The 17,291-nt window shown below is 50.8% G+C and carries 11 protein-coding genes; 3 read left to right on the top strand and 8 right to left on the bottom strand.

Going from position 1 to position 17,291, the window contains the following annotated elements; all coding sequences use genetic code 11:
- Window positions 1-36: 36 nt before the first annotated feature.
- The 4 genes from GON22_RS12035 to GON22_RS12020 all read right to left on the bottom strand — a co-directional run bounded on the left by GON22_RS12035 (window position 37) and on the right by GON22_RS12020 (window position 2,362).
- Entirely contained in the window at window positions 37-468 is a 432-nt protein-coding gene (locus GON22_RS12035) for a MarR family winged helix-turn-helix transcriptional regulator (protein ID WP_160396345.1), read from the bottom strand.
- A gap of 113 nt (window positions 469-581) precedes the next feature.
- Window positions 582-1,430 carry an alpha/beta hydrolase family protein gene (locus GON22_RS12030; protein WP_160396344.1) on the bottom strand — a complete coding sequence of 283 codons (849 nt, stop codon included), beginning with the start codon at window positions 1,428-1,430 and terminating at the stop codon, window positions 582-584.
- A 183-nt stretch (window positions 1,431-1,613) separates the two neighbouring features.
- Window positions 1,614-1,949, bottom strand: a complete 336-nt coding sequence (locus GON22_RS12025; protein ID WP_160396343.1) for a carboxymuconolactone decarboxylase family protein — start codon at window positions 1,947-1,949, stop codon at window positions 1,614-1,616.
- Window positions 1,946-2,362: a tautomerase family protein gene (locus GON22_RS12020; protein WP_160396342.1), complete on the bottom strand. Its 417-nt coding sequence runs from the start codon at window positions 2,360-2,362 to the stop codon at window positions 1,946-1,948. The genes GON22_RS12025 and GON22_RS12020 overlap by 4 nt, the downstream gene beginning before the upstream one ends.
- Before the next feature lie 116 nt (window positions 2,363-2,478).
- Between GON22_RS12020 and GON22_RS12015 the strand changes: the two genes are divergently transcribed.
- Window positions 2,479-3,369 carry a LysR family transcriptional regulator gene (locus GON22_RS12015; RefSeq protein WP_160396341.1) on the top strand — a complete coding sequence of 297 codons (891 nt, stop codon included), beginning with the start codon at window positions 2,479-2,481 and terminating at the stop codon, window positions 3,367-3,369.
- A 326-nt stretch (window positions 3,370-3,695) separates the two neighbouring features.
- Here the strand turns inward: GON22_RS12015 and GON22_RS12010 are convergent, their stop codons facing one another.
- Both GON22_RS12010 and GON22_RS12005 read right to left on the bottom strand, forming a co-directional pair.
- Window positions 3,696-11,480: an SdrD B-like domain-containing protein gene (locus tag GON22_RS12010; protein WP_160396340.1), complete on the bottom strand. Its 7,785-nt coding sequence runs from the start codon at window positions 11,478-11,480 to the stop codon at window positions 3,696-3,698.
- A gap of 30 nt (window positions 11,481-11,510) precedes the next feature.
- Window positions 11,511-12,146 carry a class D sortase gene (locus GON22_RS12005; RefSeq protein WP_160396339.1) on the bottom strand — a complete coding sequence of 212 codons (636 nt, stop codon included), beginning with the start codon at window positions 12,144-12,146 and terminating at the stop codon, window positions 11,511-11,513.
- A 224-nt stretch (window positions 12,147-12,370) separates the two neighbouring features.
- Between GON22_RS12005 and GON22_RS12000 the strand changes: the two genes are divergently transcribed.
- Window positions 12,371-12,709, top strand: a complete 339-nt coding sequence (locus GON22_RS12000) for an ArsR/SmtB family transcription factor (RefSeq protein ID WP_160396338.1) — start codon at window positions 12,371-12,373, stop codon at window positions 12,707-12,709.
- Between the two features lie 100 nt (window positions 12,710-12,809).
- On the top strand, window positions 12,810-13,592 hold the full coding sequence (locus GON22_RS11995) for an SDR family NAD(P)-dependent oxidoreductase (RefSeq protein WP_160396337.1): 783 nt from the start codon (window positions 12,810-12,812) through the stop codon (window positions 13,590-13,592).
- A 296-nt stretch (window positions 13,593-13,888) separates the two neighbouring features.
- Here the strand turns inward: GON22_RS11995 and GON22_RS11990 are convergent, their stop codons facing one another.
- A complete protein-coding gene (locus GON22_RS11990) occupies window positions 13,889-15,973 on the bottom strand; it encodes an alpha/beta hydrolase fold domain-containing protein (protein ID WP_160396336.1) in 2,085 nt (694 codons plus the stop codon).
- A gap of 157 nt (window positions 15,974-16,130) precedes the next feature.
- Window positions 16,131-17,153, bottom strand: a complete 1,023-nt coding sequence (locus tag GON22_RS11985) for a zinc-dependent alcohol dehydrogenase family protein (RefSeq protein ID WP_160396335.1) — start codon at window positions 17,151-17,153, stop codon at window positions 16,131-16,133.
- Window positions 17,154-17,291: the final 138 nt, after the last annotated feature.

Raw genomic sequence — 17,291 nt, 5'->3', positions numbered from 1 at the left:
TCTAAAAAAATATACCTTTCCTCTCTTTATCGTCACCTATTCAGGCAAGTTCTGCCGCATTTTGTTCAACCAAACCAGCATTAGCGACACTTCCTCTGGGATCATGCCTTGGCGGACGAGCTGTTCGAGTTCGATAATCATGCCCATACAGATATCCCGCTGCGCCAACCCTTGTTCGGTCAAAAAAATCCGCTTCAAACGGGCATCGCCTGCATCCAGCTTACGCGCAACCCATCCGCCTTCCACAAGCGTATCCAACAAATTCGTGAGCGAGGCTGGGCGAATTCTAAGCCGTTCATGCAGTTGCTTCTGCGTCTGGCCGTCTCCCGCCGTCCATAGCTGCTCTAGCACATTCACCTGAGCGGCCGTAAGGCCGTAATCAGCTAATTTTTGATCATATAAATCATTAAATGCCCGAAAAAACTGCTTAATGCCATAACCGATGAATGATTCAAACGGATGAGACAAATCATTTAGCCCCCCTAAACAAAATACAAGATATTCAGCTGAGATGCAATCTCTTTTTTAAATAATCTATACCATTGTACATCATGCTAAGGGGGCGCTGCCTTCTGCCGATATTAATCTCTTCCGATCTCGTGGAAAAACTGGGCTGTTCTCGCGATAGCGTGCTCAAGTGCGTCCGATGTCCCTACGAAAGGATGTCCGCTATTAAACGTATGGTCGGCACCCGCGATTGTTATATGTAACGCCTGCTGCGCCGATTCCCGTAATTGGCGATTGCCGGACAAAATTCGCTCCGAGTCTCGATCCCCTTGAATGACGAGCAGCGGTGTGATTAGCTGCCCCGCACGGGCTGCAATGTTAAATCGTTCGCCACTGCGCTCCAAATCATCGAAGAAATCGGCGCGAATCGGCATCTGTTGCTTCGTCCTCGCATTCGCCACATAAGCTACGCCATTACGGCGTACTTCATCACGGAATGCCGCATCAAACAAATTCGGGTTCGCATTCGAATTCCAAGTCGCAACTGCCCGGATCGCCGTTGGATGCTCATCAGCGAAAACGATGCTGGATCCGCCGCCCCGGCTATGCCCAACCAAATACAAATGCTGCAAATTCAGGATCGATGCCAGCGGCAGTTCACCATGCAAGAGAGCGGCGTAGAGCGCTGCCAGATCCTCCTGATCTCGCGAATACGTATTCCGGGCGAATTTTTCCAGCTCATCAAAATCGGTTTCATTGACGCCATTGCGGGAGTAATTAAACGAAATCACGCCAAATCCACGTTCAGCTAGCGATTCAGCTACATAAGGGAACCAGCCCCAGTCCTTAAAGCCTTTGAACCCGTGGCTAACGATAACTACAGGCTTAGCCTGCCCATCATCGATCACGCGGACGTCACCGCGCAGCCAGAGATCATTCCCCAGCGATAAAACAAATTGCTCATGCTTCCGTTCCGCAGGCATGCCGCACTACACCTCTCCTTCTATTCTCACATCACGATGACTATTTATGATTGACGCTCTTATCTTACATGATATAATCTCGCTGAATCAATAATTTGGCTCAGAAGGCAGGTTTTGCACGAAGGAACCGCGTATCTGATCTTCGTTGGCATTGAATTCGCCGCGGCTGGCGCAGGAGCTTTCTTACTCATGGGTTTCCGACAACCATACGCCATTCGCCGCTTGAATCGCTGCTGCCGCGCGAGGCCAGCCCGTATAGAACGCCAAATGGGTGAACGCTTCAACCATTTCTTCCTGCGTCAGGCCATTCTCACGGGCAAGCCCAAGGTGGTAGGGCAGCTGTTCCATGCATCCACCTGCCACTAAAGCTGCTATCGTAATGAGGCTGCGGTCCCGCAGCGGCAACTGCTCCCGTCTCCATACGTCGCCGAACAGCACCTCTTCCGAATACTGAACGAATGCAGGAGCAATCTCGCCGAACGTGTCGCGCGCACTAGAGTGGATAAGCCGATGCTTCATCCTAACGCCTCCGCTTGTGCCTCTGGTTGGTTAAGCATCTGTGCGATGCCGTTGCCGAATGACCAATCCTCGAATTCCGTATCGACCAGCACAACGAATACATCCTCCCGCCGCATAGGAAGTGCCGCCGAGAGCTTCTCCGCCAGCAATCGGTAGAAGCTTTTCTTCTGTTCCGTGCTTCTCCCTGACTTCAGCGTTATTTGGATATAAAGCAGCCCGTCGCTTCGCTCGACATTTAAATAGTTCCGGCTGTAATTAAATTCGCTCTTTCGGTGAGCATGGAACACTTGAAAATAATCGTCCTCCGGGACGTTAAAATGTACGGTTAGCGCGGCCATGATGGCTTCGCTGGCTGCCTTTAGCTGCTGGTCCGAATACGCTTGTTCGAGGTAACTTACTCTAACGAATGGCATAGATGGCATCACTCCTTCCACGAGTTAGCCTTATTGTAATCCCCTTCACTTCATTTGTATAATTGAATATAATGAATATCTTATTCAATTTGATCGATGGAGATGAGAAGCACCTTATGGATCTAAAAGAACTGCTAACGTTTCGGGCCATTCTGCAAGAAGGCAACTTCTCTAAGGCAGCTGCGAAATTAAACTATGCGCAATCAACCGTCACGAATCAAATTCAGCGGCTGGAGAAGGAACTGGGGATATTGCTATTTAAGCGGGGATGGGATGCTGAGTTAACCGCTTCTGGGCGGTTATTCGCAGCAGAAATCGACGGCCTGATTCAGCATTGGAACGATGTTGCGGAGCAAGCCCGTGCATTACAGCGCGAAGAGGTTGGCAGCTTAAGCTTCGGGGGCCTCGAAATGCTGGCAGAGCATGTGCTGCCCTGCGCGATCGGGCGTTTCGCCGAACAAAAGCCCCTAATTGCATGCCAACTGCACATTAGCAACACCGACACTTTGAGCCGCATGGTTATGCAACAGCAACTCGACTTTGCGATCTGTGGAGAGCCGGCTGATCCTGCGCCTATGTTATTCGAACCTTTATACGATGAGCACATTACGTTCATTGCAACTGCCAGCCATCCCTTCGCTGAGCGGGAATCGATCCCGTTCGAGGAGCTGTTAGGCGGGCTAATTATTGCAGGCGGAAGCACTTGTCTGTATGCGATACGGTTAGCCAAGCATTTTTCCTATTACGCCAAAACGCCATTGCTTTACAACGTCAGCCAAATCTCCGCTATCCCGAGATTCGTCCAGCAGTTGCCTGGCTCCGTAGGCGCCGTCCTAGCGTCGACGCCATTGCCGGAGGGCATAAAGCAATTGAAGGTCGCATTGCGCGACCCTGCAATATCAGTTGGCATGCTGCAATTACGGAACGCTTCGTATCGCTCTTCGTCCTCCAAGCTGCTCATGAGCCTTATTAAGGAAGAGCTTCTGAAGCAATTCAGGGCTCGCTAAGGCCGCCTCACACGGCACATTTGCATCGTTGAAACAACTAAAAAGACTGCCTTCAAAGCCGATTGGCAACGGCTTTTGGGGCGGGCCTCTTGTTTATCCGCTTACATAAAGCCATTGCTCTCAACCGATACCAATCCTCTGCATGGGAATTCCCTGTTACCGTCGGCCTCACGCCAATTCCCTCCTTGATGTTTAACCGTTCCGTTCTTGCGTTTCCTTGTGTGCATTATAGCACGGAAGCAAGGGCTAGCAGATTGGCGAAACGACTGGCGCCACAACAAAAAACTGGCTGAACAGGATGGTTTCCCGTTCAGCCAGCTCACGCATTACTTCGTCATTTTATTCTTCAAATACCTGCGCGTCGAGAGAAGCAGAAGCGCAGCTGCCGTTAGCATGTAGCCAACCGTTGGCAAGAACGGCATCGCTTCGCCCGTCTGTGGCAGCGTACCGCCGCCTTCTTTGCCATTGTTGCCTTTGGAGCCCGTAGACGTTCCTTGAGGCGTTCCAGGCTGCTGTGTATTTGTGCCATTGCCCGTGGAACTGTTGCTCGAGTTCGAATTCGGCTGCCCATTCGGCTTGCCTTGGTTTCCATTGCCATTAGCGCCTGTGCCAGAGCTTGAATCAGGCTTGCTGCCGGTATGTCCGCCATTAGAGCCGCCGCCGTTCGAACCCTCTCCATTGCCTGGGTCCGTTCCATTGTCTGTACCCAGATCGGTTCCGTTATCCGTCCCCGTATCGGTGCCGCCGTCTGGCGTTGCAGGAACGGCTGGATCTTTCAGATAGAATCCTGCATCAATCGTCTCATTCGATTCGCCTGGCTGCAGGACGATCGATTTGGTTTCGCCACGCTTATCAATGTTCGAATCATTCGCCCGTGAGCTTCCCGCCTCTTGCTTCGTCACGAGATAGCTGCTCGGAATAATGAATGTCACCGAATATTGGCCAGGCAGCAAATCCTTGAATCCATAATAGCCGGCTTGTCCACTATTCGAATTCGCCGTTATTGCAGTAGCGACTTCTGCACCCGAAGCATTATGCAAAATCACGGTCACGCCATTTAAGCCAAGCTCGCCTGCATCTTGAATGCCGTCCTTGTCCTTATCAATCCATACATAATTGCCAAGGGAGGCTAGCGGGACGAGCCCCGCGTCGAGATCCAACCGGATTTGGGCCGGCTGAAGCGTCACTTGCTCGGAAACGCCGTTGGCATCGATATCCGAATCTTTGCCCTTATCGGCGCTAGTGGACTTGCTTGTCACTGTATAGCCGGAAGGAACCATTACCTTGATCGAATAAGTGTCCGGCAGCAGATCATCGAACAAATAATACCCCGGTTTTCCGTGGGAATCATTCTTCGTCACGAAGGTAGCGATCGATGCGCCGTATTTATTGATCAATTTAACTTCCACGCCGTTTAACCCATGCTCCGAATCATCCTGAACCCCATCGTTATTCAGGTCGATCCAGACGTAATCGCCCACTGTTGCGCGTACGACTGGCGGAATAGGCTGAATGCCGGCATCAATGTCCACATTATTTTCTCCTGGGAGAAGAATAATGTTATCCGATTTGCCGTCATTTCCGACGTCGGAGTCTTTCGTTCGGTCTGTGCCTGCATGCTTGTAAACGAACATTTGGCCTGCAGGTGCATTCATTTCAATTTGATAAGTGCCTGGAATCAGGTTCGTAAAGGCATAGTAGCCTGCATTCCCTGCTGGATCATTGGCTGTTGTCGTTGTGCTTATCACATTGCCGTTCTCGTCCAACAAGTTAACGGCAACATCGTTGACGCCAAGCTCCGTTGCTTCTTGAATGCCATTGCCATTCTGGTCTTTCCAGACGTAGTTGCCGACAGCCGCAGGCACGACAACCCCTGTATCAATCGAGAGGTTTTCTTCGCCTGGCTGCAGCGTTACTTGCTCAGTTACGCCATTCGTATTTACATTGGAGTCCGTATCCGCCGAAGCAGCCGCAATCGCTTCATTCGTGAAGAGATAACCTGTCGGCAGAATGAACTGCACCGAATACTTGCCTGGTTTAAGATCAATAAACAAATAATAGCCCGGATTTCCTGCTGCGTCGTCCGCAGTCGTTTGTGTGCCTACGACTGTTCCAGCTTCATCCATCAGCTTCACTTGGACACCGTTAATGCCCAGCTCGCCAGCTTCCTGCAAGCCAATCACGTTCTGGTCGATCCACACATAGTTGCCAAGCTTCGCTTTCTTGATCATGCCAGCGTCAACAGACATATTGTTCTCGCCAGGTGCGAGGATAACGACATCCGTCAACCCAGTCGCCGCGTCAGCATTCGAATCCGTTGCTGGATCCGCGACAATTTGCTTCGTAAAGAAATAGCCCGATGGCAGTTGGAATGCTACTTTATACGCCCCTGGCGCAAGGTCGCTAAACCTGTAATAACCAGCTACGCCACTGCCATCATTCGCTGTAGCCGTTGTTGCAACAACGGTCGTTCCCGTACTGTCATACAGCGTAACCGTTACACCATTAATTCCTGACTCGGTGCTATCTTGAACGCCATCTTGATTGTAATCCATCCAGACATAGTCCCCGAGCGATGCCAATGGCACTAGTCCCGCATCGATAGTCATGTCATGCGTGCCCGAAGGAAGCACCACCGCATCGCACTCGCCTGTTGCAGCATTTACATTGGAATCGGCCGCAATCGAACCTCCCTTGTTCTTGCCAGCGAACAAATAGCCTGCTGGAAGATCAAACTTCACCTTGTATGTGCCATGCACCAGCTTGTCGAATTTGTAGGCGCCGTTCGCGTCCGTCACCGCCGTTACCGCTGCTCCACCTTTCATAATTGGCGCGCCAGCGCTATCCAGCAAGTGAACGGTTAATCCTGCATAGCCTGTTTCCCCATTCGTCTGAATACCGTCATTGTTGGCGTCGATCCATACATAATCGCCAATGGATACCAGTTCTACAATGCCCGCATCAACCGTGCGGATCACATCGCCTGAGTCTACATGTATCGTGTCGCTGAGACCGTCAGACGGATTCGCATCCGAATCAGTTGCAGCCGTTGCGCTTGCGCTATTCTTGCTGCTGAAGACGAACGTATCGCCTGGCAATACGAACTCGACCTTGTAGTCGCCTGGCCAGAGATTTGTAAATAGATAATTGCCGTTCGCGTCCGTTACTTGTGTTGCAACCGGCGCCGTCAGGTTAGCAGCATCATAAAGCTTCACCGTAATGCCTGCTTTGCCAGCCTCACTGCCATCTTGAACGCCGTTGTCGTTCGCATCAAACCATACGTAGTCCCCAATCGAAGTACGGGTTACGATACCCGCATCAATCGTCAGGTCCTGCTGATGCCACGCGATCGTGACAGGGCCGGAAATGCCAGTCGTTTGATTCGCGTTAGAATCGTTAGCCGCCGTGCCATTGCCTGTTTCCGTAAATTCATAACCTGTTGGCAGGCCAGAGAATTTCACTTTATAAGTGCCTGGCAGCAAGTTTTTGAACAAATAATTGCCGCTCGCATCCGTCACTACAGGCGAAATCGTATTGCCGAGCGCATCGGCCGTGACTGGAAGATCAGCGTTATCAACCAATTCAACCGTAATGCCGGATGCGCCTGTCTCGCCTGCATCCTGAACGCCATCGCCATCGGTATCGTACCAAACATGGTCGCCAATCGATGGCATCGCGAGCGCCCCCGCATCCAGCGTCAGGTTATTCTCGCCAACGCCTAATGCTGTTGTTGCCGTCATGCCTACCGTTGCATCTGTTAAGTCGGTTACAGCATCCGAATCAACCGCATCGTCTGCACCCGTGTTCAAATCAGCGAACCAATAGCCTGTCGGCAGCTTGAATTTCACGCGATATTGGCCTGCGGGAAGATTCGTGAACAAATAAGCGCCGCTTGCAGAGGTTGTTACTGGTGCAATAGCCGTACCGTACGCATCCTGCGTAACTGGTGCGCCCGTCTGGTCGACCAGCGTGACAACTGCGCCGGACAGCCCGGGCTCGGCAGCATCTTGAATGCCATTATCGTTCGAGTCTATCCATACGAAGTTGCCGATCGAGCCCAGCTTAACCAAACCAGCATCGATCGTTAGGTTTTCCGTGCCGGATTGAAGCGTAACTGGGTCGGTCGCCGCCGTAATCGTCGATGCCAACGCCGGTACATTTGCATTGGAATCCGCTGCCGTATCGCCGCCCGCACCTTTGGCAGCGTACAGATAACCGCTAGGGCGCGTGAATTCAACAATAAATCTGCCAGGCGTCAAGTTAGCAAAGCTGTAAAGCCCGGAAGCATCCGTCGTTATTGTGCCGACTAGAGCAGATGTTTCGTCATAAAGCTTGACCGTAACGCCGCTTACGCCTTGCTCACCCAAATCTTGAATGCCGTTATCGTTATCATCCGACCATACGCGGTCACCGAGTTTAGCAAGCCGCACAAGGCCGCCGTCTACGGTCAGGTTCACATCTCCCGGGTTCAGTGTATACGCAGCGGTCTTCCCGGTTGAGCGGCTCGCATCTGAATCCAACGCATCATCTGCGCCGGAATTGATGCGCGCAATCGCATAGCCCACAGGTGCAGTAAATTGAATTTTGTACTGGCCTGGAAGCTTTTTGTTAAACAAATAATGGCCAGTTGCATCCGTAGCCGTTGTTGCTAACACGGTATCGGAACTGTTCAAAAGCTTGACTGTAACGCCAGATACTGCTGGCTCTCCCGCGTTTTGAACGCCGTTGTCATTAAGGTCTTCCCATACATAATCGCCAATTGAAACTGGCTGAACATAGCCAGCGTCAATCGTGAAGTTGATTTGTCCCAGCTTGAGGTCGATCACATCAGAGAATCCATTGGCATTCGCGTTGGAATCCAGCTTCGTATCCGAACCGCGATTTTTAAACGTAATTATGTTGCCAGAAGCGTCTTCTAGCGGGAATTTGATCTTGTACTTCTTCGGAAGCAATCCATCGAATTCATAGTAGCCAGGCTTCGCTGGGTCTCCGCCTTTATTTTTCGTTACATCCGTTGCTAACAACGTCGTGCCTGTCTCGTCATAAAGCTCAATCGTAAGGCCATTCGTGCCTTGTGCTGCTGCTTCGTCGTTAATGCCATTGCCGTTAACGTCTTTCCATACATAGTCGCCGAGCTTGCCCTTAGGCGGTTGCAAACCTGCATCCCACTTCAAGTCCTTCGTGCCTAGCGGCAACGTAATGACAGGGCTGATCGCTGTCGGTTGAACAGGCGCTTCATCCACAACATCGGAATCGTTAGCATCCGTTCCCGTCGGGCTGTCAACAACCGTCCAATTGGTAAACGGTACGTCTGTGTATCCATCAGGCAGATGGAAACGTACGCGGTACGTGCCATTCGGAAGGTTAGGGAACAAATAGTAGCCCGGATGATTGCTTGAATCATTGCCTGTAACGGTGAATACGTCCTTGCCGAACTTCTGGACTGGTGCTCCTGCACCATTCAGCAGGTCGACGCGAATGCCGTTGAGGCCCCATTCTGCCCCTTCGTTTTGCACGCCGTCTTCATTTATGTCGACCCACACGTAGTCACCTATCGAGCTTTGCGTATCTGGCTGAATGTTAATGCCGACCTTCGGAGGCTCAGCAGCTACGATGTTCGCTCCTGTATCTTCCTTGGCCTTATAACCGAAGGAGTTCCAAGCAATCTCAAAGTTCGGCGTGCCGACTGGCGCTTTCATCGCCCATTCGATATCGACCGATTCGGAAGGCTGAAGCTCAAAGGTTGGATCAAACACAAATTTAAGGCCCGTTACCATCGTCAAATCTGCCGGCGGCGTTAACGACCAGTTCGTCGCTGTTTCCATTTTTACATTCGGTGTCGTGTTGTAGTATGTCGTTACGTTCGGAACAGGATCAAGCGGCGCCGTCAAAACGGTGCTCCACGTTGTTCCACGCTGGTCGCTTACGATCACCCCTTCATCGTTCACTTTCGGAAGGGCATCTACAACAACAATTTCTTTCACGTTAATGTTGCTCTCGTTCGTTACGGTCAGCTTGTAATCCACTCGCCCGCCTGCCGTCGTATTGCCCAGATGCGCAAGGTCACCGATCTGCCAATCGGAATCCAGTTCGCCGCGTACCTGCTTGACGGAGGTTAGCTGTACGACTTTGTTAACCGCCACGTACGCTTTATGCGTAATCAGCTTATCCGTCGTTTCGGAGTCGCCATCATGATCGTCCGTATCGGTCGCCATTGGATCAAAGTAATAATCATTGAAATACGTATGTGCATTCGATGTCAGCTCTGCCGTATTCACAAGCTGAATCGCAGGCGTGTATTTTTTGATTTTCGCTTTGAAGCGAATCGTGAAGTTATCGTTCTTGCCCATGGTTACGGCTTGGTCAAACTTCCAACGCATTAGCGTCTGGCCAGTGCCGTGGAAATCAGGCGTAAGCTGGTCCAGCACTAGCGTTGCTCCGCCCTGGAAGCCCGTCGAACTATGCAAGGAGAAGCTGCTTGGAATGTAATCGATTTCTTTCGGCAGCATGTCAATCACGATTGGGTCATTGAAGTTCGCACTTGTGTATGCGGTATTCGTTACGCCAAGCTCGAATTCGACGACGTCCTCAGGCTTGAACGGCCCAGCGCTTACTACGGACTTGTCCAGTTTTACGAGCGGGCGGTCCGGCGTAAGCTTCACTGCATCCTTGCTGGATGCCGACTTTGTCGTGCCTTCGAAGTCATAGGTGAACGTTGCTGTGTTTTCTACCTTTTGCCCCGCGGTCGCCATGTACGACATCGGCAGGCCATACAGCATAGTAAGGGTTCCGGTCTGATGGAATGAGATCGGCAACGGCTGGTTAAACACATATTTTACGCCTGTCACATCGCCCAGAGCGGTTGCATCAAGCGTTTCGGCAGCCGTTGCGCTTACTGCCTTCCACAAAATCCAATCCGATGGCGCCGGGCTCGCAACGAGTGAATAATACACATCGTAAGTTGTGCCAGCGTCTTGGAAAGTTGGGGTCGTTACACTGTGAAGCATCAGCGGCACCGCAGTTCCAACTGTATCCTGCTTCGGTGTCATGTCGACGATGCTGGCATTATCAATTGCCGTATTGGATCGGTTGCGAATGCCATCGATATAAAAATGTACCTGTTGGCCAGGGGAAATCTCTTGCTCGCGGTATTCGACCGACTTGTGAATGCCCCCTGGGCCAAGATCGGAAGGAGCGGCTATAAAGGTATGCTGATAGTTTGCGGTCAATTGTACGGGACCTTGTGCAATCGGATTAAAGTCCGCAACAGCATTATTGTCCACAGTCGGCATCGGTACAGGGGTTGGCACAATCGCCGGATAATTTACGGTTACATAGTAACGTTGATCATCCTGCAACGAACCATAAGCGCCCCACGAAACCGTATGGCTTGCGCTATCATACGAGCCTCCCGATACCCACACAGCTTCAGGCGGCAAAATATCGGTAATCGTCACGTTCTCGATGTCAAGGACGCCATGATCCGTTCCGGATTGTTCATTGTTCAGAAAAATCTCATATTGGACATTTCCGCCTAACATTGGCGTCGGCTCTGGCGAAACGCGCGTTTTCTCCAGCTTCCATTTTGCTTTGGCATGGGAGATAACCGTTGCATCCCCCGATTGCTCCAGTGTAGTCCAGATCGGCAAAGCCGGATCAACCGTATCGTCACGGACAACGCTTGCTTGTGTTGTCGTTGACGTCCCTTCTGGCGTCGTATGCGTCGTATAATGCGCATTGACTTGGATGGAATAAGTCGAGCCAGCGCTTGGTCCCGTTGGACCGAAGCTAAAGCTTAGCATGTTGCCTGTTTTCGTTACGCCCGAAATTAGCGAGGGATAGATGCTATTCTCGTACTCTACTCCAGCAGGCATGGGAAGTTCGACTTTAACTTTCGAGAAATCAGTCGAGCCTATTGCAAGTGCAGAGAAACTGAAATTAATTTGGTAGGTGAATGTATCACCCGAATCTACGCTATTCTTGTTCACGTTCAGATCGAGAATAACGCCATTGGCTGCTGAAGCTTGTGCGCTAGGAAGCGGTATCCATGTGTAGTTGACGATTAATGAGACGATGAGTGCGAACATCAATAATGGCTTTGATAATTTCATCCTACAGCTCCTATTCTTCATGCTTTTTTCTTATTGTTGTTGCAGGTCTGCCCGAATGATGAGGCGATGCGTCGGGTTCCGCTTCGGGTAACACGTAATTAGCGTTAACTGCGCTTTGCCTTCCACTTCGTCTAGCACTGTCAAATCATCCGGGCTTACGATAGCAGAACCTGATACCTTGTACCGGTATGTTCCCGCCGACGTCTGGATCTCGATGAGATCGCCTAGTTTTAATTCCCCCAATCGGTTAAAATGCCGCCCAAACTTCCAGCTGCGATGGCCAGCCAAAACAAAGTTCCCCTCACGGCCTGGCAACCGATCCTCAACAACGGTTCCCGTGCCCTTCTTCAAGGACTCGGCACTCGCGCCATAAATGATCGGTTCATTCAAATCAATTGCAGCAATCTGCAGGGAGCCTAGCATGCGATTTCCATCGATTTGGGACCATACGGGTGTGGGATTTGCGGTGGAGGCGGCTTGTGTGGTGACGATTCGTGGTGGTACGCGGATGTCTTGATTCCACTCCGTTAATAGTTCATCCTGCTTATGTTGTTGAATCCAAACATCCACTCGGGGATACACGATGCAGCCCACTCCAACAAAGAGTATGAACCATAGCACCCAACCTATAAGGCGATGCTGCAGCTTAAACGGGAATATGAACATCAATCCTCCTTATCCATATAACGGAAAAATGACTAGGCATTTTTACCCATTATACGTTAGAAAGTGTGACAAAACTCGTAAAAAATGTGTCTATTTTTATGAAAAGATAGATTTAAGGTCCAGGGCATACTGTCCCTTGACTTTTCATTCCCGGACAATTACAATCCACTCATACAACTAAATATTTAGTTATATGATGGATGATAGGGAGCTGTTGCACACACATGGAACCATCGAACACAACGCAGCTAGAGCTTATCGTTCGTGACCAGCTAAGAGGCTGTAGTGCGATTTTCCTCGCGTTGGCTGATCCGATTCGCCAAGATATCATCATGCTTTTGACTAAGCATGAGACATTGAATGTAGCCCAAATTACAGAACGTTCGCCAATGTCCCGCTCCGCGATTTCCCATCATCTGAAAATTTTGCGACAAGCCGGTTTAATTACCTCGAACAAAATCGGTACGGAAATTTATTACGAGCTAGACATCGAGGATTCTGTAGCACAGCTGCAAGCGTTTCTTGCAACGACAGGGCAAATATTAGCGCTCAAAACCCCTTAGGCTGAAAAGCCTTCTTTTTTCAGATTAAACAACTATATAATTAATTATTTAGTTATTTGGTTGATAATCCAATATACATGTGAACCGGAGGATGATCATTATGGGCAAAATCGTTCTTATTACAGGTGCTTCTAGCGGGATTGGCAAGGAATTCGCGGAAATCTATGCAAAACAGCAGGCCACGGTCGTGTTAGCATCTCGGAATGAGGATAAACTTGTGGCGTTTGCAACGCAGCTTCATGCGCGATACGGAGCAAAGGTTTTTGTAATTCCTGTAGACCTGTCGCGGGCTGATGGCCCACAGCTGTTGTTCGATGAGGCCAATAGGCGGGGACTAACGATTGATGTGTTAATTAACAATGCTGGGGTCGGCACGTACGGCTTCCTTCATGAACGCCCAATTGCAGAGGAGCTCGCCATGCTGCAGCTTAATGTCCATTCGCTCTCCCATCTTATGATGCTGTTTACCCCTGGCATGGTGCGACGAAAGAGCGGCCAAATTTTGAACATCGGCTCCACTACATCCTTCTACCCTTGCCCTTTAAGCGCTAACTACTCGGCGTCCAAGGCTTTTGTCCTCTACTTGACCGAAGCCGCTGCCAATGAACTGCGGGGAACAGGCGTTACCGTAACCGCCCTTTGCCCGGGTGGTACAGGGACGGAGTTTTTCAGAAGCGCAAAAATGGATAGACAAAAGGTCGCAGACGCCAAGGCGCTCATGGACCCACGCAAGGTCGCTGAGCTGGGCGTCAAAGCGTTGAACAAACGTAAAGTTGTCTTCGTGCCCGGCCTTCAAAACTGGCTGCTCACGCAGGCGCCGCGCTTCCTGCCTAGGCACTGGGTAACGCGGACCACGCGTAGCGTGATCGAGCAGAAACGATAGGCCGTAGGCGGAAAACACACTCGTAGTTCCCTTTGCTCATTGCTCCGCTCAATGTTGCTCCGCTAGATGACAGCCAGATAAGCGTTCCGCTCTAACGGACCATATGGCCGTTATTTTGCTCACATGGCGCCGTTTGAGATTCTAACGGACTGAGCGGTCGTTATCGGCGCAGTTTTCGGTGTTTTGGCCATCAAACTGCTGCAATAACGCCCCCTGGGTCCGTTAGAATCCAAATGCAGGGTTTTTATACGAAATAACGGCCGTGGAGTCCGTTAGCCGGGTGACCGCTTACCTCATTACTGCAAAAACATATCACCGAAGGCGTTAATATCCTTGGCTGTACCGATTCCGCTATTGTATTCCAGCCAGCCTCTCCGTCCGCCGCCGTCATTATCGTTCACTAGCAAAGAAAATTTAAGCTTCATGCCCGGCTTCAACAGCTCGGCATCGGTCACCAGTTCCTTCCATGGGATCGCAAGTTCATAGGTGGTCGATTGCCCTTGCCTATCGGCCGCTTGCTGCAGTTCCATCCGGTCCTCACCATTGAAGCCGCTCGGTGCCAACCATCGCCACTTGGACAATTCGCCTTGATCATTCACCGCTACGCCGAATTCATGGTACGAATCCGGGATGCTGCCATCCTCATTCGCAATGCCGATCGCAAGCTGAACGCCATCCCCGCTCCAAATGCCAAACCCTGATTCAGGCTGGGAATGGCTATCATCCGTCACTTGAATGGCTAGGTACAAATTATCCTTATCCCACGACGAGTAGCCTATGGCGCTTAAATCCGACTCGCCCTTCCAGTCCGCCATCCTAACATCAGTAATAGCGAATCGCCCGTGATTGCCTTGCTCGCCCTCATCGCCCCATTCCGCCAAGCTGCCATCCACATGGATCGGCTGCACAGGCTGGTGCATGAGTATCGTATGGAAAACTTCCTCTGTTTTCTGAATCAGCTCCCCCGATTGATCGTGAATCTGTAGCGTCCGTTTATCGTCCGTTACATCAGGCAATAGCAGTGTAACGCCCTTCCCCGGCTCAAGCTGCTCAATAGCCCCTTTAAATGTGCCAGCCTTGTGATCTGCCGAGCTGTAATCGACCTGCGCTTCCCCGCTAAAAGGGTTCCGCGATCGGTTCGTGACAGCCAATCGCGTCTTCAGCTTATTGTCAGCCTGGTCATAGTAGCTCTCGTAGCTCGATACAATCGGATCGACGGCTTTCACATTAACGACGAAACTCATCTCCTGCTCTTTCCCTTGATCGAGCGAAAAGGCCAGCGTATGATTGCCGCGATCTAAGCCGGCCGGCAACTGAATGTTTACGATTGAAGGTTGGCCATTAGCAAACTCTGCCGACCAGCCCTCTGGCAACTCAGCTTGAAGCTTCTTCCCATCATTCATCCCTTGCTGATACGTCTCAGGCAGCTTCAATGCAAAAGCATCGCCAGACACCGCCTCCACTCCCGATTTTCCAGGCAGTGACTCCTGCTTAGGGTGTCGGCTTACATTCCAAAGAAAATGTGCGGTTGTCTCTATGACCTCGTCGAGATATTTGGCATTCTTGTAGTCATGGCCGACTCCCTCCATCGTGAACAGGTCCTGATAGATGCCAGACTGTTGCAGCCTCTCTTTCAAATTCAAGCTTTGTTGGTAGGGAATCATTTGATCAATCGTGCCGTGAACAATTAGTACAGGCGGCAAGTTTGGATCCACGCTGTTGTTATCCAGCTCTCCGCCATAAATGTCGACAATCGCATAAATCGAAGACGTATGTGCCGGGTCACGCAACAAATACCCATTCACATAATTAAGTGCGAGATGGCCGCCAGCCGAATCGCCGCCGATCGCGATTCGGGCCGGGTCCATCCCATAGCCAGCTGCATTGTCCTTGATCCACTGAACCGCATCAATGATATCCTCATAATCGTCCAATAGCGTAAGCGCAAAATTAGCTTCCGGGTCTTTCTTCAGCCGATAATCCATCGACACGACCACATATCCCCGCTTCGCCAAAGCGGTTGAGAACTCTGTTGTATCCGCTTTGCTCCCTTCCCGATAGCCGCCACCATGGATAAATAAGAAGACTGGCCGTTCCCTCAACGCATCGTTTGCCGGCTCATATACGTCCAGCTTCAACGATTCTAACGCTTCTGTCTCATTTGCCTTATTGGCATATGCAATATCACGGTGTACGTTCACTTCAAACTGCGGGGTTAAATAACGAATCGCCCTCGCTGCTTCGCTCGTATGTTTGATCGCGATTTGAGGCGCGGAAGGTGCTGAAGGCCCCTCCTCTTCACTCTTTGGCCAAACCCAGAATAACCCGGTCCCAAGCACAATAATGATAATGAGTAAAATAGGCACATGCCGAAGCTTCAATGGAATAACCTCCTGCGTAATGGATTAGCATGAATAATTGGATGATATTTTCATATTCATCGTATTCTTGCAAGAGGCTATTCACAATTAGGCGTTCTACCGTTTATTGAGAGATATATTACGCAATTTTCATACGCATTTCCTGCTTCTTAATCGGTTAGCGCATTGAAATGACGATTTTGCCGAATCGGTTAGCGGCGCCTTGATCCAAATCTTGCAGAGCCGAAACCGCCTCCGCGAACGGGTATACACGATCAATCACAGGACGCAACCCATGTGCTGCAATGGCTGCATTCATCGCCTCGAACATCGCTTTGCTGCCGGTAGTAATGCCTTGGATGGTCGGCTTCTTCTGCATCAGCGCCAGAATGCTAAACCCTTCTACGATAACGCCTGTCAAAATGCCAACAGCACTAACCCTTCCGCCTATGCGGATAGCAGCTAAAGAGCGATTCAATGTTGCTGCGCCACCAACATCAATAACATGATCGGCACCTCGGCCCTCAGTCAATGCAAGCACTTCCGCTTCCCAATCCGGCGTTGTTTTATAGTTAATGCCAATATCTGCGCCCAATTTAATTGCTTCTGCCAATTTATCATCGCTGCTTGAAGTCACAATGACTCGTGCACCATGAAGTTTAGCGAACTGGAGAGCAAAGAGTGACACGCTTCCCGTCCCTTGCACGACTACCGTGTCCCCAGCTTGCACCTTGCCTTCTGCAACGGTCGCATGCCATGCCGTGACGCCCGCGCAAGCTAACGTTGCAGCCTCTTCGTCAGTCAAATGCTGTGGCACATGCACAATCTCATCCTCATGGACGACTGCATATTCCCGCAGGTAGCCATCTGTTGAACCGCCCGGTGTCCGTAGCAGCGATACGCGCTCCGGCATGCCGCCCTTCCAATCGGGGTAGAACACAGGGCTCACGCGATCGCCAAGCTTGAATTGCGTGACGCCGTTTCCTGCCCCGACAACCTCGCCTACCGCATCTGATGCTGGAATATGCGGCAGCTGCAGGTTCGGATTGTAAAACCCTTTAACGACGCTCAGATCGCGGAAATTAAGCGAGGCCGCCTTTATTTTGATAAGCACCTCATGCGGACCAGGAACAGGAATTTCCCGTTCAGCGGGCATCACCGATTGAAGCCCAAAGCCTTGCTGCAGTTCGAAAGTTTTCATAATCAACAACTCCTTATTATCGTTATTGGGTGGATTCAACATCGCTTGTTGAATGCCTTGCATTAACAATAAACGGAATTAGCGAATCGCGTAAGAAGGCACTTTAAAGTGCCCCTCCCCCCTCTGCCAAGACGCACA

The sequence above is a fragment of the Paenibacillus sp. MMS18-CY102 genome, assembly GCF_009789195.1.
GTDB lineage: Bacteria > Bacillota > Bacilli > Paenibacillales > Paenibacillaceae > Paenibacillus_T.
This window is presented reverse-complemented; position numbering and strand designations above follow the sequence as displayed.

Bases quoted from the DNA above. Each gene is read 5' to 3' on its own strand.
- GON22_RS12030 (WP_160396344.1), bottom strand. From the start codon at position 1,430: ATGCCTGCGGAACGGAAGCATGAGCAATTTGTTTTATCGCTGGGGAAT.
- GON22_RS12025 (WP_160396343.1), bottom strand. From the start codon at position 1,949: ATGAAGCATCGGCTTATCCACTCTAGTGCGCGCGACACGTTCGGCGAG.
- GON22_RS12020 (WP_160396342.1), bottom strand. From the start codon at position 2,362: ATGCCATTCGTTAGAGTAAGTTACCTCGAACAAGCGTATTCGGACCAG.
- GON22_RS12015 (WP_160396341.1), top strand. From the start codon at position 2,479: ATGGATCTAAAAGAACTGCTAACGTTTCGGGCCATTCTGCAAGAAGGC.
- GON22_RS12010 (WP_160396340.1), bottom strand. From the start codon at position 11,480: ATGAAATTATCAAAGCCATTATTGATGTTCGCACTCATCGTCTCATTA.
- GON22_RS12005 (WP_160396339.1), bottom strand. From the start codon at position 12,146: ATGTTCATATTCCCGTTTAAGCTGCAGCATCGCCTTATAGGTTGGGTG.
- GON22_RS12000 (WP_160396338.1), top strand. From the start codon at position 12,371: ATGGAACCATCGAACACAACGCAGCTAGAGCTTATCGTTCGTGACCAG.
- GON22_RS11995 (WP_160396337.1), top strand. From the start codon at position 12,810: ATGGGCAAAATCGTTCTTATTACAGGTGCTTCTAGCGGGATTGGCAAG.
- GON22_RS11985 (WP_160396335.1), bottom strand. From the start codon at position 17,153: ATGAAAACTTTCGAACTGCAGCAAGGCTTTGGGCTTCAATCGGTGATG.